18 protein-coding genes and 1 other RNA gene are annotated in these 18,800 nt (G+C 42.6%); 9 read left to right on the top strand and 10 right to left on the bottom strand.

Annotation, left to right across the window (positions count from 1 at the left end):
• Positions 1-9: 9 nt before the first annotated feature.
• Together ACOOE0_RS16150 and ACOOE0_RS16145 are read right to left on the bottom strand one after the other, a co-directional pair.
• Positions 10-405: an acyl-CoA thioesterase gene (locus tag ACOOE0_RS16150; protein WP_420399943.1), complete on the bottom strand. Its 396-nt coding sequence runs from the start codon at positions 403-405 to the stop codon at positions 10-12.
• On the bottom strand, positions 405-1,472 hold the full coding sequence (locus ACOOE0_RS16145; protein WP_420399942.1) for a glutaminyl-peptide cyclotransferase: 1,068 nt from the start codon (positions 1,470-1,472) through the stop codon (positions 405-407). Before ACOOE0_RS16145 ends, ACOOE0_RS16150 begins: the two co-directional genes overlap by 1 nt.
• A gap of 75 nt (positions 1,473-1,547) precedes the next feature.
• Between ACOOE0_RS16145 and ffs the strand changes: the two genes are divergently transcribed.
• The 4 genes from ffs to fsa all read left to right on the top strand — a co-directional run bounded on the left by ffs (position 1,548) and on the right by fsa (position 3,726).
• An RNA gene (gene ffs, locus ACOOE0_RS16140) (signal recognition particle sRNA small type) lies at positions 1,548-1,646 on the top strand.
• Between the two features lie 58 nt (positions 1,647-1,704).
• On the top strand, positions 1,705-2,514 hold the full coding sequence (locus tag ACOOE0_RS16135) for an SDR family oxidoreductase (RefSeq protein WP_420399941.1): 810 nt from the start codon (positions 1,705-1,707) through the stop codon (positions 2,512-2,514).
• Between the two features lie 12 nt (positions 2,515-2,526).
• Positions 2,527-2,967 (top strand): hypothetical protein, encoded by a 441-nt coding sequence (locus tag ACOOE0_RS16130; RefSeq protein ID WP_420399940.1) that lies wholly within the window; start codon positions 2,527-2,529, stop codon positions 2,965-2,967.
• 102 nt (positions 2,968-3,069) lie between these two features.
• On the top strand, positions 3,070-3,726 hold the full coding sequence (gene fsa / locus ACOOE0_RS16125) for a fructose-6-phosphate aldolase (protein ID WP_420399939.1): 657 nt from the start codon (positions 3,070-3,072) through the stop codon (positions 3,724-3,726).
• A gap of 39 nt (positions 3,727-3,765) precedes the next feature.
• On the opposite strand, the gene ACOOE0_RS16120 is transcribed toward fsa, so the two are convergent.
• Positions 3,766-5,151 carry a TlpA family protein disulfide reductase gene (locus ACOOE0_RS16120; RefSeq protein WP_420399938.1) on the bottom strand — a complete coding sequence of 462 codons (1,386 nt, stop codon included), beginning with the start codon at positions 5,149-5,151 and terminating at the stop codon, positions 3,766-3,768.
• 171 nt (positions 5,152-5,322) lie between these two features.
• Here ACOOE0_RS16120 and ACOOE0_RS16115 point away from each other — a divergent pair, with 171 nt between their 5' ends.
• Positions 5,323-6,954 carry an ABC-F family ATP-binding cassette domain-containing protein gene (locus tag ACOOE0_RS16115; RefSeq protein ID WP_420399937.1) on the top strand — a complete coding sequence of 544 codons (1,632 nt, stop codon included), beginning with the start codon at positions 5,323-5,325 and terminating at the stop codon, positions 6,952-6,954.
• Here the strand turns inward: ACOOE0_RS16115 and ACOOE0_RS16110 are convergent, their stop codons facing one another.
• Positions 6,955-7,674: a hypothetical protein gene (locus ACOOE0_RS16110; protein ID WP_420399936.1), complete on the bottom strand. Its 720-nt coding sequence runs from the start codon at positions 7,672-7,674 to the stop codon at positions 6,955-6,957.
• Positions 7,675-7,898: 224 nt separating this feature from the next.
• Here ACOOE0_RS16110 and ACOOE0_RS16105 point away from each other — a divergent pair, with 224 nt between their 5' ends.
• On the top strand, positions 7,899-8,450 hold the full coding sequence (locus ACOOE0_RS16105) for a fasciclin domain-containing protein (RefSeq protein ID WP_420399935.1): 552 nt from the start codon (positions 7,899-7,901) through the stop codon (positions 8,448-8,450).
• On the opposite strand, the gene pheT is transcribed toward ACOOE0_RS16105, so the two are convergent.
• Positions 8,442-10,862: a phenylalanine--tRNA ligase subunit beta gene (gene pheT / locus ACOOE0_RS16100; RefSeq protein ID WP_420399934.1), complete on the bottom strand. Its 2,421-nt coding sequence runs from the start codon at positions 10,860-10,862 to the stop codon at positions 8,442-8,444. The genes ACOOE0_RS16105 and pheT overlap by 9 nt on opposite strands.
• Positions 10,863-10,990: 128 nt before the next feature.
• On the opposite strand from pheT, the gene ACOOE0_RS16095 reads away from it, so the two are divergent.
• On the top strand, positions 10,991-12,232 hold the full coding sequence (locus tag ACOOE0_RS16095) for a peroxiredoxin family protein (protein ID WP_420399933.1): 1,242 nt from the start codon (positions 10,991-10,993) through the stop codon (positions 12,230-12,232).
• On the opposite strand, the gene leuB is transcribed toward ACOOE0_RS16095, so the two are convergent.
• Both leuB and ACOOE0_RS16085 read right to left on the bottom strand, forming a co-directional pair.
• Positions 12,225-13,343, bottom strand: coding sequence for a 3-isopropylmalate dehydrogenase (gene leuB / locus ACOOE0_RS16090; RefSeq protein ID WP_420399932.1), 1,119 nt, complete (start codon positions 13,341-13,343; stop codon positions 12,225-12,227). The genes ACOOE0_RS16095 and leuB overlap by 8 nt on opposite strands.
• Before the next feature lie 26 nt (positions 13,344-13,369).
• Positions 13,370-14,542 (bottom strand): 2-isopropylmalate synthase, encoded by a 1,173-nt coding sequence (locus ACOOE0_RS16085; protein ID WP_420399931.1) that lies wholly within the window; start codon positions 14,540-14,542, stop codon positions 13,370-13,372.
• 146 nt (positions 14,543-14,688) lie between these two features.
• Here ACOOE0_RS16085 and ACOOE0_RS16080 point away from each other — a divergent pair, with 146 nt between their 5' ends.
• Positions 14,689-16,233, top strand: coding sequence for a hypothetical protein (locus ACOOE0_RS16080; protein WP_420399930.1), 1,545 nt, complete (start codon positions 14,689-14,691; stop codon positions 16,231-16,233).
• On the opposite strand, the gene ACOOE0_RS16075 is transcribed toward ACOOE0_RS16080, so the two are convergent.
• The 3 genes from ACOOE0_RS16075 to panB all read right to left on the bottom strand — a co-directional run bounded on the left by ACOOE0_RS16075 (position 16,223) and on the right by panB (position 18,227).
• Positions 16,223-16,948, bottom strand: coding sequence for an RluA family pseudouridine synthase (locus ACOOE0_RS16075; protein WP_420399929.1), 726 nt, complete (start codon positions 16,946-16,948; stop codon positions 16,223-16,225). The genes ACOOE0_RS16080 and ACOOE0_RS16075 overlap by 11 nt on opposite strands.
• Positions 16,945-17,244: a four helix bundle protein gene (locus ACOOE0_RS16070; RefSeq protein WP_420402233.1), complete on the bottom strand. Its 300-nt coding sequence runs from the start codon at positions 17,242-17,244 to the stop codon at positions 16,945-16,947. Before ACOOE0_RS16070 ends, ACOOE0_RS16075 begins: the two co-directional genes overlap by 4 nt.
• Positions 17,245-17,408: 164 nt before the next feature.
• The gene (gene panB / locus ACOOE0_RS16065) at positions 17,409-18,227 is read right to left on the bottom strand and encodes a 3-methyl-2-oxobutanoate hydroxymethyltransferase (protein WP_420399928.1); all 819 of its coding nucleotides are present in this window, start codon (positions 18,225-18,227) and stop codon (positions 17,409-17,411) included.
• Positions 18,228-18,298: 71 nt separating this feature from the next.
• On the opposite strand from panB, the gene ACOOE0_RS16060 reads away from it, so the two are divergent.
• Positions 18,299-18,781 carry a nuclear transport factor 2 family protein gene (locus ACOOE0_RS16060; RefSeq protein WP_420399927.1) on the top strand — a complete coding sequence of 161 codons (483 nt, stop codon included), beginning with the start codon at positions 18,299-18,301 and terminating at the stop codon, positions 18,779-18,781.
• Positions 18,782-18,800 lie beyond the last annotated feature (19 nt).

Here is an 18,800-nt window from a genome sequence, read left to right as displayed (position 1 = left end):
ACCAGCGGTTCACGTTCCCTTGAATAGTTTTTGGATGGTTTCCGGGACGCGTTTGGGTCGTAAGCTATGGGCGTCCAAAAGGCACCATTCCGTAATAGCCTTAACTATAAGTTGCCCTGTTTTATTGTGAAGAATCTCCACTATCCGGATTGAGAGTGGGCCTTGGGTTTTCTGTATATAGGTTTTTATTAGGAGCTCGTCTCCCAATAGGGCAGAACGTTGGTAGGAGATATTGTGATTTTTGACCACCCAAATCATGTCCTTGCGTATATCTGGATTCGTGGCGGCTTCCCAATGCTTTTTGGAAATATTCTGAACCCATTCCACGTAGCGCACGTTATTAACATGCTGGTTGTTGTCCAGGTCCTGTTCCTGTACGGTCAGGACTTCGGAATAGGACTGCATCAGTCCTTTTTTCGGATTTGGACCTCAAAGAGTTTGTCCCAATTTTTTCCAGTTACGAAGAAGGTGCCCCGTTCCTGGTGGTAGGCCACCCCGTTGAGCACGGAATTGCCTTCGTCCCAATTGGCGCCCTTCCTTATTTTGTTCTTGAGCCCCCCAAAGTTGATGACCCCTTCTATGGCGCCCGAGGTGGCGTCAATGATCATCATGCTTTCCTTTTGGTACACGTTGGCATAGATTTTCCCGTTCACGAATTCCAGCTCATTGGCCTTGTTAAAGATGGATTTGTTGGTCACGGTTTCTATATAGCCCATTTCCTCCAGGGTTTCTGGATCCAAGAACCATATTTTTTCGGTGCCATCGCTTTTGTAGATTTTGGTGCCATCATTGCAGAGTCCCCAACCCTCACGGCTTTTGCCATAACTGAAATCCTTTTTTTTCTCCAGGGTATTGGGGTCGTATACATAACCCATTCGTTTTTGCCAAGTGAGGTGGTACAGCTGATTATTGAGCAAGGTGATGCCCTCCCCAAAAACATCGGCATCCATATCAATTTTTTCCAAAACCTCCCCAGTTTCAAAATTTACCTTACGCACCGTTGAGAATCCTTTTTTTCCTGTACTCTCGTATAAAATCCCATTGTGAAATTCCAATCCTTGGGTATACGCCGTTTGGTCGTGCGGGTAGGTATTAAGGATTTCGTAGGTGTAGATTTCCGGAGAAGATTCGGCCAAAAGCCTGATCTTTTTTTCAATGGCGATGGACTGATCTCCAAAGCTGATGTTTGCCACCAAGGTTTTGTTGCCCAATGTACCCGCATCCAGTTTTATTTTACCATTGGAAACAGGCAAGGTTTTCCCATCCAAAGAATATTCAATGTTGGAAATCTCAATTTCCTTTTTGTTTTTAACGGAAACACCCACCTCTTGCCCTTGCTGGAATTTGTTGCCATTGCCTTCCATTTGTATGGCAAAGAATTTGGTAGGATCGGCCTCGCCGCATCCGAGGAAAAAGAGCAGGAAACCAAATATGGAAAGTAGCTTGACCATGGTGCTAATCGCTTTTTTCATTGTGTTCAGACTTGGTTATCGAAATTAAGGATAAATGGGATTGCAGCAAATTTAAAATGGTCGTATATTTGCATTTGGCAAGTCCTACACGACCAGCTCCTGCAAAATCCCCCAGGGCGGGAACGCAGCAAGGGTATGTGGTTGTAGCGGTGCGATGTAGGTAGCTTGCCTTTTTTTGTGCCCTAAATTCTCCTGATCATGTATCTTTCCAACCCAATTTCAAACAGCAAACATGGATAAAAAAGTTGTACTGATCACCGGCGGTTCCTCGGGAATAGGAAAATCTGTGGGCACTTATCTAACCGAGAAAGGATACAAGGTCTATGGCACTACCAGGAATCCAGACAAATACCCTGATTTTTCTGCTTTTGAGCTTATCCGTTTGGATGTGAAACTTCCAGAAAGCGTCCATGAAGCAGTAAGTGAGGTTATTTCCAAAGCAGGGAGGCTGGATGTGCTTATCAACAACGCTGGGGTTGGCATTACAGGTCCCATTGAGGAAACTCCCCATGAGGAGATTCTGAATGTATTTGACACCAATTTGCATGGCCCAATACATATGATGAAGGCCGTTTTGCCCCAAATGCGCAAACAAGGTGGGGGACTGATCATCAACACTACTTCCATTGCTGGGTATATGGGACTGCCCTTTAGAGGATATTATTCGGCGACCAAGGGCGCTTTAAATCTGATAACCGAAGCCTTGCGGATGGAAACCAAGAAATTTGGGATATCCATCACCAATTTGGCTCCAGGTGATTTTGCCACCAATATTGCCGCGGGACGTTATCATGCTCCTGTGATGAAGGGTTCGGCCTACGAAGAGGATTACCAGCGCAGTTTGGATTTGATGAACGAGCATGTGGATGCGGGTGGGGATCCCCTGCAGGTAGCGAAGAAGGTCCATCAGATTATTCTAAAGAAAAAAAACAAGGTGCACTATCCAGTTGGAGAATTTACGCAAAGGCTTTCGTTGGTGCTGAAAAGAATTCTTCCGAGCCGAGTTTATGAGAAGCTTTTGCTCAACCATTACAAGTTGTAAAAACACGATGGCATGTTTTTTGATTTCATTGTAAACATGAAACCAAAGAACATTACAACCATCATTTTATTGGCAGCATCCACTTTTCTTTTTCAAGGCTGCGACGAGATTTACGAGTGCGTTTTCAACATCAATCCAGAACTTCATGATAGACCTTTGGAAATCGGTTTTGTTGGGGAACGGTACTACGACGAGGTAACTGCGGAGATCAGTAACGAGGTCAACGACAACGATTATATTTACGATTTTGTGGTCTATGGCGATCTTCCGCCAGGTATTTCCTATGACTTTAGACGTAGGTCCGTGGAGCTTTTTGGGCGACCAGAAGAGCGTGGTACTTATAGATTTACTGTGGAACTCTTTGTGGAATCCTACGATTATTATGGCTACGATGGTAGTCCAACTTGCTCGGATTCAACTACAAGACAGTTCACAATTCAGGTAGTGGAATAGTGGTCTCCTAACATTTATTTTATCCCATTTGTGAAGCCGTGCCTTCTTAATGTTGTAAATTCGCAACGAATTCTATTACAACATAAAAACAGCTTAAGAAGGATGAAATTTTTTATAGACACGGCCAACTTGGACCAAATTGCAGAAGCAGAGCAATTGGGTGTTTTGGATGGGGTTACCACCAACCCTTCGCTTATGGCCAAGGAAGGTATTACCGGAACTGAAAATATATTAAAACACTATGTGGACATCTGCAACATTGTGGATGGGGATGTTTCCGCAGAAGTGGTATCCACAGACTTTGACAACATGGTCAAAGAAGGGGAGGAGCTTGCCAAACTCCATGATCAAATTGTGGTAAAAGTACCTATGATCAAGGATGGGGTAAAAGCCCTGAAATATTTTTCAGATAACGGAATCCGAACCAACTGCACCTTGGTATTTTCTCCTGGACAAGCTTTATTGGCTGCCAAGGCTGGAGCTACTTATGTGTCTCCTTTTTTGGGAAGGTTGGACGACATTTCCACGGATGGTCTTAACCTGATCGCGGAAATACGTCAGATCTATGACAACTACGGATTTGAAACACAAATCTTGGCAGCATCCATTAGACATACCATGCACGTGATCGATTGTGCCAAGATTGGAGCGGATGTAATGACCGGCCCACTTTCATCCATTACAGGATTGTTGAAACACCCGTTGACGGATATAGGTTTGGAGAAATTCTTGGCGGACTACCGTAAAGGAAATTCCTAAACAAAAAGAAAATTGATTTTGGAAAAGCCCTGAATGAATTTACATTTGGGGCTTTTTTAGATTGGCGAAGGCATCCACAATCATATTGTCTTCTGTGATTACACATTTATAAAGATCGTCCAAGATCATGGTCGTCTGGATCTCTTCAAAGTCGGCGGCATGGAATTGGTTGGCTTTATCCAGATTGTGCTCTTCCAATAAGTTTTGCCATTGGGTGTAGCCCGTTTTTACATTGATGCCCACAAAGCGGTACTCCGGATGCTTCTTCTGATACTTTGCCACATATTTAACGACATTCTTTAGATGCTTTTTTTGCGATCCTGTCCAGAAGTAAAAAATGGTCTTCCCATCTTTTGCTATTTCCTTGATGGATACAGGCTCGTTATTTACATCAACAATGGCGACATCGGGAACCTCCTTGTTGGGCTGTAATTTTTGGATACCATCGTAGAGGTCGTCTATCTCCTGTTTGTGTTCATCGCTGGAGGAGAGTTTGCGGAACTTATCAATAAATATTTGACACTCTTGACTGGCCGAATGCTCTCGTAGCAGATAATCCATGGCAATATTCCGGAACAACAAGTTTCTAAGTTCATTGTCATCGACCAAACTATCCACTAAACTTAGTTTGTGCTTGTTGTAGTGCAATCTGCCCATTGCCGGTTTTTCCATTATGCCACAATCCTTCATACAGGACATATAGGCAAGGTTACCGAAATGATACTTGATATAATCAAAATAGGGTCTGAAATATGCTAGCTCCCGATCATTCAGATTTACTGTTTTGCGGTATGCGTAAAAACTATCAGGTAAATTGGGAAACTCCTCTTTTCCAGTTTTCTTCTTATGGTAAAACGGATAGGCTTCCCTGTGGGTATAGCTTTGGAAGTTAACGGAGGCCTTGGCAAGGTTAATGGCCTTTTCGGATAATTTGTTTTCTGCAACAAGCTCGTTCAAATGCTCCAGTTTCGCTGCCTGAAGTGAGTCCATTTTTGACCTGAACTCTTCCGGGGGTAGGTGATATAACCCGTATACTTCATACTCTTCCTTTTCATGGGCCAAGAACATCTCAATCAAAAAATTGTTGATTTCACTTCCTTCACCAGAAAATACCAAGGACTCATCAAACTCCATGGTGTTCAATCGAATGAGGATGCTATCGCCTTCCTGTAAGTATAGATATTGAAGTTCTGGATTGTGGTCAAAATGGTAGAGTCCTTCCTCTATACCCTGAAGTTTAAAGGAGAAGCGATTTCCGGTGTCCAATTTAGCAGAATCGATATAGGTGTCGCTTCTGTAGAGAACAACATACTCGCTGGTAGGATTCACTATTTCCCCTCCAAAAAAGACCGTAGGACATTCTCCTGATTTGTCAGTACACGCCAAAATCGAGAAAAGGGAGAGGCCGAGTAAAAATCTAATCATACAATGGAAACAATCACATTTGACCAACAAAATTAAGTATAGCAGAACCCATAGCTTGTTAATGGCTAGTTAAATGTTGTAAAAGCTTGTTTTTGTGTAGTTTAATAATCACGTTTTAAATTGGAAATACGAATAGGTTTTAGCTACTTTTGCAGCAAAATTTATCGTTGCATGTTATCAGTATCAAATCTATCGGTACAATTTGGAAAAAGGGTGTTGTTTGATGAGGTCAACGTGACCTTTACCCATGGAAATTGTTATGGTATTATTGGCGCCAATGGGGCGGGGAAATCCACCTTTCTAAGGATTTTGTCCGGGCAGAACGAACCCACTTCAGGGAGTGTGAGCCTAGAGCCCGGAAAGCGAATGTCCATCTTGGAACAGGATCACAATGCCTATGATGAATTTCCTGTTTTGGAATCGGTGGTGATGGGAAATAAGCCCCTTTTCAAAATCAAGAAGGAGATAGATGCCCTATATGCGGATTATTCGGATGAGAATGCCGAAAAGATTGGGGAGCTTCAGGTACAGTTTGAAGAAATGAACGGATGGAATGCCGATAGTGATGCTGCGGCTCTTTTGTCCAACTTGGGAATTACGGAAGAACTGCATTATACCAACATGGCCGATATGGATTCCAAGCTCAAGGTTCGGGTGCTTTTGGCACAGGCGCTCTTTGGCAACCCGGATGTGTTGATCATGGATGAGCCCACCAACGATTTGGACTATGAGACCATTAATTGGTTGGAGAACTTTTTGGCCAATTACGACAATACGGTCATTGTGGTGTCTCACGACCGTCACTTTTTGGATGCGGTTTGTACCAGTATTGCCGATATCGATTTTGGAAAAATCAACCTTTTCTCGGGAAATTATACATTTTGGTATCAAAGTAGCCAGTTGGCGGCCAGACAACGCGCCCAACAGAACAAAAAAGCGGAGGAAAAGGCCAAGGAACTCCAAGAATTTATCCAGCGATTCAGTGCCAACGTGGCCAAGAGCAAGCAAGCAACCTCCCGTAAAAAAATGTTGGACAAGCTGAAAATTGAAGATATCAAACCATCCAGCAGAAGATACCCTGCCATTATTTTTGACAGGGAGCGTGAAGCTGGAGATCAGATTTTGAATGTGGAAAAACTATCCGCTACTTCAGAGGATGGGGATTTGCTATTCCAGGATGTCAACATTAATCTGGCCAAAGGGGACAAGGTGGCCATTATCTCCAGGGATTCTAGAGCTACAACGGCTTTTTATGATATCATCAATGGTGTGCGAAAGGCAGACGGTGGATCCTACCAGTGGGGAGTTACTACCACCCAGTCCTATTTGCCGGCGGACAACGCTTCCTTCTTTAACGAAGACATTAATTTGGTGGATTGGCTGCGCCAATGGGCAAAGACCGAAGAAGAGCGCGAGGAGGTTTACATCCGTGGATTTTTGGGTAAAATGTTGTTCAGTGGGGAAGAGGCCTTAAAAAAGTGTACAGTTCTATCTGGAGGTGAAAAGGTACGTTGTATGCTGAGCCGTATGATGATGCTTAGAGCCAACGTTTTGTTGTTGGATGAACCTACAAACCACTTGGATTTGGAAAGTATCACTGCCTTTAACAATTCACTGAAAAACTTTAAAGGCACGGTACTTCTGACCACGCATGATCATGAATTTGTGCATACGGTAGCCACTAGGATTATAGAAATCACCCCCAAGGGAACCATTGACCGTTATTTGAGCTTTGACGATTATATGTCCGATAAATCCATTAAGGCACAGCGGGATAAAATGTATGCCCTGGAAACGGTCTGATCAAGCGTTAAAGTATTTGCTGTTCCAAATAGCCGGGTTGAAGTTCTTCCCCAAAGCGAAGCCGTAAAAAATGACCACGGCTGCTATCCATTTGAACATAAAAAAGAAGATAATCCAGAACTCTGCGGTGGAATTGTTTTTGGAGAACAAGCCATCGGGTACCAAAAGAGTTACAAGATAGCTCAACAACAGGGTAAACAGCACCAGATTGACCATGCCCTTAAAGGGCCAGACCAACCATTTTCTTAGTGGGTGAAGGTCATTGCCCCATTGGTGCACCAAATAAAAGTAATTGTTGCCCATGGGAACAAAGAGTAGGGGGTCGTCCTTGTCCTTAAGCTTGAACAATTTGGAAGGAGCCATTATTTTATACCCGCCCAGCTGGATTTGATGCTGTGCCTCCAATTTTTTGATTTGGTTCAGGGCTTCCTGCGGCAACTCGCCTTTGAAGTATTGACTGTCCAAAAACCGAAGGCGATAGTCAATACAGATTTTTTTGATGTGCACCAGATGGTATATTCGGTCCGTGTCCAACAGATCAAAATGGAATGGGTTAGAGCTGGTTTTCTCTTTGGATTTTAATTGGTTTTTAATCCGGTTGTCTTCTTTTTGAACCTTGGCTAGGTAATTTCTGATTTCTTGCAGCAGGGCATCCCCAGAACTATCTTTATTCCGAAGCTTGTTTAGTTTTTGCTGGATGTTGGTGGAAGGCAAAATCATCTTTTTTTCACTGCAATTCCTTCAAAGTTAGTGATTTGAAAAAAGGAAGGGAAAAAAGGAATAAAATCGTTAATGTTAACATTTTGTTAAATATCCCCTCATCCCTTTATTTAAAGCAAGAATTGGTCAAAATAATGTATCTTATCGAAGTTTTTGGTATTTGAACGTAAAAGCATACGATTTTTTACCTTCAGATAGAAAGCCCCAAAGATTACTATAAGTTTATGAAAGCCCCCTTTTCCAAAATCCTACTTGGCCTGTGTCTTGTCTCTTCGACATGGGTATCCGCTCAAGAAACTGTTGTGGATAACAAGGAAACCATAGGGGAAAACCACCAATCTGAACAACATAAGATTCTTTTTGCTGCCGTTAAGGCCACGGAAATGGATGCCATATTGGACAATGCAGGACCTTTTACTGTTTTTGCCCCATCCGATGCCGCCTTTGAGCGCTTTTCAAAAGGCAGAATAGAAGAATTGATGAACTCACAGGACAAGAGCGCATTAAAATCGCTTTTGGGCTATCATATTGTTGCAGGGCACCTAACCGCTTCCCGAATTCTAAGAGCCATGTGCAAGGGGAATGGCAAAGCCAGTTTTACCACCATTCAGGGAAAAAAGCTGGTAGCCCATTTGGATGGATATGACATTGTTTTAACCGATCCTGTGGGCAACACGGCTAGGATAACCACAGCGGATGTGAGCCAAGGCAACAGGGTGATCCATGAAATAGACAGTGTTATTGTTCCAACCCACGCTTGGGGATCTTTACCTTAATTCCGCGCCCAATTCCTTCTGGTAGCGCGTCATCACCTTGGACATGATTTTGTCAATCTGCTTATCTGTTAAGGTCTTCTTTTCATCCAAAAGGGTAAAGCTTACCGCATAGGACTTTTTCCCTTCCGGAAGTTTTTTGCCTAAATAAACATCAAACAAATTGACATTTTTAAGGAGTTTCTTTTCCGTACTCCATGCCAGGTCGTAGACCTGTTGGAATGAAATCTTTTCGTCTAACAACAAAGCCAAATCCCTTGAGACTTCAGGGTACTTTGGAATTTCTTGGAAAACCACATTTTGCGTGCTGATCAAACCAAGAATGGCATCCCAGTCCAAATCGGCATAGAAGACCTCTTGCTTGATGTCAAATGCCTTCAAGATACTTTTGGAAACCAATCCGAAAGAGGCAATCTGTTTGCCACCACAACTATAGCTCAAACCTTCGCTGAGTACTTTTTCGTTAGTGGGGGCGGATTTGATGTCCTTTAAGCCCAAACGCTCAAAAATGGAAGTCAGGGTTCCCTTCAAATAGAAAAAATCGGTGGTTCTGGAACCAACGGCCCAGCTGTTTCTATTTCTTTCACCAGTAACAAAAAGAGATAGATGTTGATTTTCCTCATTTTTATCCGCAACTTTATGATAGGTCTTCCCAAACTCAAAAAGCTGTAAATCGTTTTTCTGTCGGTTAATATTGTAGGCGATGGTTTGTAGACCGGAAGACAACATTTGGGTTCTTAACACGGATAAATCCGCACTTAATGGATTCAGCATGCCTACCGAGTTTGTATCTGATGCCAAACGTTGTTCGGTTTCAGAAGCCACCAAACTGTTGGTCATGGTTTCGTAGAAACCCTGGGCAGCCAACATATTGGCTACGACATCTTGAATTCTGTGATTTTCAAATTTGGAGGTTTGGGCTATGGATGCTGTTAACTTCTCCTTGTAATCGATATTATTGTAACCGTATACTCTTAGAATTTCTTCAATTACATCAACTTCACGCTCTACGTCCACCCTATAGTTGGGAATGGTAAGTCCCAGTCCTGACTCGGTAACGTTGTTTACCTTGATTTCCAAGGAAGACAATATGGACTTGATGGTGTCTCTTGGAATTTCCTGACCGATCAAAGAGTTGATTTTATCAAAGGTGAGGAACACATGTCTTTCCTGAACCTTTTTTGGGTACAGATCAACCACTTCGGAACTAATGTCCCCGCCAGCAATTTCTTTGATCAAAAGGGCGGCTCTTTTAAGGGCATATTCAGTCATGTTGATGTCAATTCCCCGTTCAAATCGGAAAGACGCATCGGTATTTAGGCCATGGCGCTTTGCCGACTTTCTAATGGAAACTGGATCAAAATAGGCACTTTCCAAAAAGATTGCAGAAGTATGCTCGGTAACCCCCGAATTGACTCCCCCAAAAACACCGGCAATACACATAGGATTGTCGCTATCGCAGATCATAAGGTCGTCTTGGTGAAGTTCCCGTTCCACATCATCCAATGTGATGAACTTGGTTCCTGCAGGTAAAGTCTTTACTTCAATTTTACTGCCTTTAATTTTGGCTGCGTCAAAGGCATGTAAGGGTTGACCCAATTCATGCAACACGTAGTTGGTCACATCAACTACATTGTTTATGGGCGATAGACCGATAGCCTTTAATCTGTTCTTTAACCAATCTGGTGATTCTTGGACAATAAGATTGCTGATTGTCACACCGCAATAGCGGGGTGCCAAATCACTATCCATAACCTCGACATCAATTTTGAGCGAGCGATTGTCAATTAAAAAATTACTGGTGGAAGGGGTTAAAAGCCCTTTTTGTATTTCCTGTTGTTCAAGTCCAGCTTTAAGGTCACGGGCCACCCCAAAATGGCTCATGGCATCAGCTCTGTTGGGTGTCAAACCAATTTCAAAGACTTCATCATTTTCAATATCGAATACTTCTGCGCAAGGGGTTCCAGGCTGCAAAGCTTCGCTAAGAACCATAATGCCATCGTGACTCTCACCTAATCCCAGTTCATCTTCCGCACAGATCATCCCATGGCTTTCCTCTCCTCTAATCTTCCCTTTTTTGATTTGCCAAGATTCACCTTCTTTGGTGTATAAAGTGGTGCCTATGGTGGCCACTGGAACTTTTTGTCCAGCTGCTACGTTGGGTGCACCGCAAACAATTTTCAGGGGAGTTTCTGTACCAACATCCACAGTTGTTACTTTAAGCCGATCGGCATTGGGGTGTTTTTCACAGGTGAGGACATGGCCAACAACCACTCCGTTCAAGCCTCCTTTAACAGATTCAAAGTTTGAGATACCTTCCACCTCAAGACCCAAATCCGTAAGCAATTCCCCGGTTTTTGCCGCTTCCCAATCAATCTGCAAAAACTGCTTCAACCAGTTATAAGAAATCTTCATACCCCAATTTTAAAGTGGACAAAGATAAAAAATAGGGAAAGACATTCCATGCAAATGAAGATAGGATTTAGTCCATGGGTGTAAGATTTGAAAGGGAATTGCGATATTTAGTACAAATTCTGTTAGGTATGGGAAAAGTTAGGTTGGTTGTCCTAAGTATATTTTTATTGTTGTTGTCTTGCGAGGGCAGGGAAATACCCCTTAATCTTGGTGATTGGTGGGGAGCCATGGATGTTTCGGAAACCGAGACCCTACCTTTTAATTTTTCCATTTCCAAAGATGAGGATGGTTCTTACATCATGGAAATGTACAATGCCGAAGAGGTGGTGGTTGTAGATGAATTTGAGATGAAGGATGGCGTAATCCGAATTCAAATGCCCATTTTTGAAGGATACATTGAAGGAACCTACAGCGAAAACAGTATTCAGGGAAGTTTTATCAAGGAAAGTCTAAATAGGGTAGTTCCCTTCCATGCTGCGTATGGAAAGCGCGATCGTTTTGAGGTTACCGAAGATCCTGCCATGGATGTTTCGGGGGTGTGGGAAACCTATTTTAATTTTGGGCAGGACAACCAATATCCTGGTAAAGGCATATTTAAGCAAACAGGAAGTAAGGTCACAGGAACCTTTAGAACGCATTCCGGGGATTACCGATATTTGGAAGGGGCCATTAATGGCACTACGGTAAAACTTTCTGCTTTTGACGGTGCCCATGTATTTCTATTTACTGCCGAAGTAGTGGATAGTACTATGCAGGGAACCTTTTATTCGGGCAACCATTTTGTCTCTCCGTTCCAAGGTAAACGCAACGATACGTTTGAGCTAACAGATGCAGACGAATTGACTTTTTTGAAGGAAGGCTATGACCGGTTTGATTTTTCCTTTGAAGATGTGGAAGGTAACATGGTGAGCTTAGCCGATGAACGCTTCAACAATAAACCTGTATTGGTGCAAATTATGGGGACTTGGTGTCCCAATTGCTTGGATGAAACCCGTTTTTATGTCGATTTTTTGAAGAATAATCCAAACTTGGATATAGAATTTGTGGCATTGGCTTTTGAGTATGCAAAGACCAAGGAAAAGGCCTTTGAAGGCATAGCCAGATTAAGGGAAAGAGCAGGAGTTGACTATCCCATATTATTGGCCCAATATGGTACATCGAGCAAGCAAAAGGCAAATGAAAAATTACCGATGCTCAATCATGTGATATCCTATCCAACTACCATTTACATTGATAAACAAGGTAATGTGAAAAAGATACACACGGGGTTTAATGGCCCAGCCACGGGAGAAAAATATGAGCTATTCAAAAAGGATTTTTCCGAAACCATTCAAGAGTTGACGGAAGTAAAGGAAGTTGCAGCTAAATGATGGTAGATTTCCCTAAATCGATATTTTCATCGTTCATGTTGAAATCATCCCCGCTATCCACAATGTTTTCGGCCACAAAATCTCCTACCTGATTGGTCCCATATTGACTCTTGGAATCCAAGTCGGGTGTTACAACGCCCTTTTTTAGGGATTTATCTACGGCTTCCCTGACAGCCATGGCTTCCTCAAAAAGACTAAAGTGCTCCAACAACATTGCAGCAGATAAAATAGAAGCAATTGGATTGGCAATATCCTGCCCCTTGGCTTGCGGATACGATCCATGAATGGGCTCAAACAGGGCGCTGTCATCTCCTACAGAAGCTGAGGCCAACAGTCCAATGGAACCACCAATTACACTACCTTCATCAGAAATAATGTCTCCAAACATATTTTCCGTTAGAATCACATCGAACTGACTGGGATTAAGAATAATCTGCATGGCAGCATTGTCCACGAACATGTACTCCAATTGCACATCGGGATAGCTTTCGCCAATTTTGGTCACCACCTTTCGCCACAGACGCGAAGATTCCAATACATTGGCCTTATCGACCAGGGTGAGCTTATTACGCCTATTTTTGGCCGCCTTAAACGCCAAATGGGCTATCCTACTGATTTCCTTTTCAGAATATTCGCATAAATCCGAGGCAACGGTTCCCTCTTCATTTAGATGTTTTTGGCCAAAATAAATACCACCTGTCAATTCCCTGTAAATGGTAAAATCAGTTCCTTCAATGACTTCTTGTTTCAAAGGGGAATTTTGAATCAGGGATGGAAAAACCTTAACAGGTCTAATGTTGGCAAATAGCCCGAGCTCTTTTCTTAGCTTCAACAGTCCCTGTTCTGGGCGCACCTTGGCGTTCGGATCATTGTCATATTTGGGATCGCCTATAGCACCGAACAAAACGGCATCGGCATCTTTGCAAAGATTCAGGGTAGTATCTGGCAGCGGGCTTCCTTTTCTGTCAATGGCAATGGCCCCCACCGCAGCTTCCCTGTAAATGAATTGATGATTGAAAGTTTCCTCAACAGCTTGAAGGCATTTAACCGCTTGGGCCAAAACTTCAGGTCCAATACCATCTCCGGGCAACAAAGCAATATTCAAGTTCATGCAATGGTATTTTGTGTCAATGGGAACTAGGCCATGCTTTGGATGGAAATTCCACTAGTGTCAATGATCTCATGAATATCTTCATCCATGATTTCCTTTTTGCGATCAGCGAACTTTAGGAAATTCTCATAGACAACGTCCAGTTGCAATTTGGTGAGTTCGTACCCCACATTTTTAGCTCTATAGGCCAATGCGGCTCGACCACTTCTAGCTGTTAGAACAATAGAAGATTCGCTTACACCCACATCTTTTGGGTCGATGATTTCATAAGTTTCCCTTTGTTTAATAACCCCGTCTTGGTGAATTCCAGAGCTATGGGCAAAAGCATTGGAACCCACAATGGCTTTGTTGGGTTGTACCGGCATGCCCATTTTTTGGGAAACCATTTGGCTCGTATCCAAAAGCAGTTGGCTATTGATATCGGTATCCAAGTTGAGATACGGATGCTGTCTTAAAATCATCACCACTTCTTCCAAAGAGGTATTACCTGCCCGTTCCCCGATACCGTTGATGGTACATTCAATCTGACGTGCCCCATTGATTACACCTGCAATGGAATTGGCCGTGGCCAATCCTAAATCGTTATGGCAGTGACAAGACAAAATGGCTTTATCAATTCCCTTGACATTTTCCTTGAGGTACTTCATTTTGGCACCGTACTCCTCTGGCAAGCAGTAACCTGTGGTGTCCGGAATGTTCAATACCGTAGCCCCAGCTTTTATGACCGCTTCGCAGACTTGGGCCAAATATTCGTTGTCGGTTCTACCGGCATCCTCTGCATAGAATTCCACGTCCTCCACAAAGGATTTGGCATAAGAAACAGCTTCTACGGCTCGTTCTATGATTTTTTCACGGGTGGAATTAAATTTAAACTGGATATGGGAATCCGAGGTTCCAATCCCTGTATGAATTCTGGGGCGCTTAGCTATTTTTATGGCTTCCGCGGCCACTTCAATATCTTTTTTAACCGCTCGCGTTAGGCCACAGACGGTTGCATTTTTCACCAACTTGGCAATTTCATGAACCGAATTAAAATCACCCGGACTTGAAATAGGAAAGCCTGCCTCAATAATGTCCACTCCCAACTCATCCAATCGCTCTGCAATGACCAACTTTTGTTTTGTATCCAATTTGCAACCCGGGACTTGTTCTCCATCCCTAAGGGTTGTGTCAAAAATTTGTACCTTATCTTTACCCATTATCTAAGCCAGTTTTTGCTAATATACACGAAGATAATTCAGTGCATGGCAAGAACCGTAAATTGCTAAAATCCATTACAACGTTAAATTGTATTTCAGTAAGTTTAATTACCTGAATTACAAATGTTTAAAGCATAATTTTTACGATGACAAATACCCATAAGGATGCCTTGTTTGTGTTGATCGAGTCACTTTCCAAATCCGAAAAGCGACAGTTTAAGTTGTATGTGGGTCGACTTGGGGTGAATACGGATGCGAAGTTTTTGGCGCTGTTCAATTTGTTGGACAAAATGAAAAGCTATGATGAGAAGCAGATTTTGGACAGCGGGATCGTAAAAAAGGCACAACTTTCAAATTTGAAAGCCCACCTATACAAACAGATCTTGGTGAGCTTGCGATTGAACCCTGTAAACCAGAACATTAGGGTGCAAATTAGGGAGCAATTGGATTTTGCCACCATTCTGTATCAAAAAGGCTTGTACAAACAGAGTTTGAAAATTTTGGACAAGGCCAAGAATTTGGCCATGGAGCACGAGGAGAAAAATGTGGCCTATGAGATTGTGGAGCTGGAGAAAATAATTGAAACCCAGTATATTACCCGTAGTATTCCGGATAGGGCCAATGAGCTTGCAGAACAAGCCAAAGAGTTATCTGAACACAATGTGATGACCAGTAAACTCTCTAACCTTTCCCTGCAACTCTATGGAATGATGTTAAAGGTGGGCTATGTAAGGAATGATGAGGATTTGCAGAAAGTCCGTAGCTATTTTGAGGCGCAATTGCCTTCCTATGATATAGAACAGTTGGGATTTCGTGAAAAGCTTTGGCTGTACAAAGCACATCTTTGGTATAGTTTATTGACACAGGACTTTTTATCCTCCTATAAATATGCCAGCAAATGGGTGGATCTCTTTTATGAGAACAAGGAAATGATTTCCTTAAACCCTGTGTTTTTCCTAAAAGGAAACCATTATCTTTTGGAGTCTCTCTTCTTTGTCAAATACGCGTCCCAGTTCAGGGGAACCCTGGAAAGATTGGAGGCTCAGGTAAACCATTCAGGGTTTCCGAGCAATGATAATATTGCCTCACTCGCCTTTCTATACATCAACTCCAATAAGTTAAACCTCCATTTTCTGGAAGGAACCTTTGAAAAGGGGCTGTATTTGGTTAATATTATTGAGTACGGCATAAAAAAACATCGACCCCGTATAGATGAGCACCATATAATGCTGCTCTACTATAAAATTGCCTGCCTGTATTTTGGCACTGGTGATCATAAAAACTGCATTGTTTACCTCAAAAAAATCATTTCCAACAAGAATCTAAAAATGCGGGAAGATTTGATGTGCTTCGCCAGGGTTTTAAGCTTGGTGGCACATTATGAGGCAGGTATGGATTATCATTTGGAGGTGCAATTGAAGAGTACCTACAAGTTCTTGCTTAAAATGAACGATCTACATGCGGTTCAAAAGGAAATGATCAAGTTTCTACGAAATCTCGGGGAAATCTACCCCAGTGATTTAAAAAATGAGTTCCAAAAATTATATAAAGAGCTCAAACGGTATGAAAACCACCCCTACGAGAAGCGGGCCTTCCTGTACTTGGATATTTTGTCGTGGCTGGAAAGTCATTTACAGAACAAACCTGTTGGCCAGGTCATTCGAGAGAAGGCGTTGGCCATTACCCGTTAATGCACGCATTCCAAATGGGATCATCCGGTGGCGGAGCCAGTAATTTGATGTTTTCTTTTTTTACCGGATGCTCCAATTCCAAACTTCTGGCATGCAGGTGAATCCCGCCATTTTTATTACTACGGGCCGCACCATATTTTAAATCCCCTTTGATGTGACAGCCCATGGCCGCCAATTGTGCCCGAATCTGATGGTGCCTTCCTGTTTTAAGGTCAATTTCAAGCAGGGAATAAGAGTTAAGCTGCTTGAGCAATCGGTATCCCAAAATGGCTTTTTTGCTTTGGGGGACTTCTTTTGGATACGCATAAGATTTGTTCTGTTTGGGATTTCGTACTAGCCAATGTACCAACTCTGCTGATGTTTGTTTCGGAGCTTCTTTAACGACTGCCCAATAGGTCTTTTTGGTTTTTCCTTCGGAAAATAACTTGTTGAGTCGGGGCAGGGCTTTTGAGGTTTTGGCAAATAGTACAATTCCAGTGGTGGGCCTATCCAAACGGTGAACGACACCCAAAAACACATTCCCAGGTTTATTGTATTTGTCCTTGAGATACATTTTGACCACTTCACTTAAGGGAATATCCCCAGTTTTATCTCCTTGGACAATATCACCAGCTCGTTTATTGACCACGATAAGGTGGTTATCCTCATAGATAACCTGAAGATTTGACGCGTTTGATTTATGGATTTCTGGATTTTTCGAGAACTCAGATTTCACCTTAACGTGGATTTAAATTTGGATGTCATTTTGATTAAGGAACTCAATTTTGTCAAAAGTAATTCCAATTCATCGTTCTTGATAAAATTTAAGTCCATTGAAACCAACAATTGCGATTCCATTTCGTACATGGAACCAATGGCGATTTCTAAAAACCTGCTAAATTCCTTGTTGGATTTTCTCGAACACCCCTCGGCTATGTTGCTAGGTACCGATACTGAGGCCCTTCTTAACTGGGATGACAAGCCAAATTTTTCCGATTCAGGAAAGTTCAATGTGGTCTTGTATACATCCATACAAAAAGACCTGCTTAATTTCCATATTTCCAAATCCTTAAATCTATGCATTCTACAGTATTTTGAAGCTCTAGACTTTGAGGTTGGATGGAATTTTGACTTCCAATGCGCCAAAAATCCAAGAATCCAAGAAGCTTAATTAATAATTGAAAATTGAAAGTTGGTCAGTACTGTTCGCTCTCGTTAGGGAAATCCTTACTTTTCACGTCATCCACATATTGGGAAATGGCATTTCCCATGTCTTCATAAAGGTTCATATAACGCCTTAAAAACCGAGGGTTGAACTCATGGGTCATCCCGAGTAGATCGTGGACAACAAGCACCTGGCCGTCAACGCCTCCGCCAGCACCAATACCAATAATTGGAATGGAAACACTTTCTGCTACTTCTTGGGCCAATTTGGCTGGAATCTTTTCCAAAACAATACCAAAACATCCAATTTCCTCCAGCAGCTTGGCATCTTCCTTTAATTTTTTGGCCTCTTGTTCTTCCTTGGCCCTTACGGTATAGGTTCCGAATTTATAGATGGACTGTGGGGTAAGTCCCAGATGCCCCATAACTGGGATACCTGCCTCCAAAATCCTTCCAATGGATCCTTGTATTTCGGCACCACCTTCAACCTTTACGGCATGTGCACCACTTTCCTTCATAATGCGTATAGCAGAGCGCAGCGCTTCTTTGGAATCACCTTGATAACTCCCAAAGGGAATATCCACGACCACCAATGCGCGCTTGGCAGCTCGAACCACTGAACTGGCATGGTAAATCATTTGGTCCAGGGTAATGGGCAAGGTGGTTTCATGACCAGCAATTACATTACTGGCAGAATCGCCCACCAAAATGACATCTACCTGGGCGGCATCAACAATTTTGGCCATGGAATAATCATAGGAGGTGAGCATGGAAATCTTCTCCCCGTCCTGTTTCATTTCTATTAAGGATTTCACCGTGACCCGCTTGTATTCTTTTTTTGCGACTGACATTCCGTTCGATTTTAGGAGCTAAATGTAAGCAGATTTGTTTAAATTGGACTGCAATCAAAAAACGTAAAACCATGAAAACACTATTTACCCTTGTACTATCCGTAGTTGTAGTCATCAATCTTTCTGCCCAAGGCCCAAATGCGTCTAGTTATGATGATAAAGAAGATGTCAAAAAGGTCATTGAATCTTTTTTTGATGGATTCCACAAACAGGATTCCGCAGCCATGAAAAGCTTGGTAGCCGATGATGTGGTATTGCAAACCACGGGGCGTAACAAAGAGGGAAAGACCCTGTTTAGAACGGAGAAATTTGACAAATTGATAAGCTCCATCACCAGCATCCCGGATAGTATTTCCTTTGAAGAGAAATTGACCTCGTTTTCCATTCAAGTAGATCGGACCATGGCCAATGCCTGGGTGGGCTACGAATTCTGGCTAAACGATAAATTCAGCCATTGCGGAATCAACTCTTTTCAGTTGGTCAACTTTGATGGGGAATGGAAAATCATCTACCTCATTGATACCCGCGGGAGGGCAGGGTGCTTGGAGGAATAAGGAGCGTCTAGCTTAGCTT

Origin of the sequence: Flagellimonas sp. (assembly GCF_965215805.1) — a bacterium.
GTDB lineage: Bacteria > Bacteroidota > Bacteroidia > Flavobacteriales > Flavobacteriaceae > Flagellimonas.
Note: the sequence above shows the minus strand (reverse complement) of the source record. Positions and strands in the feature narration are given on the sequence as shown.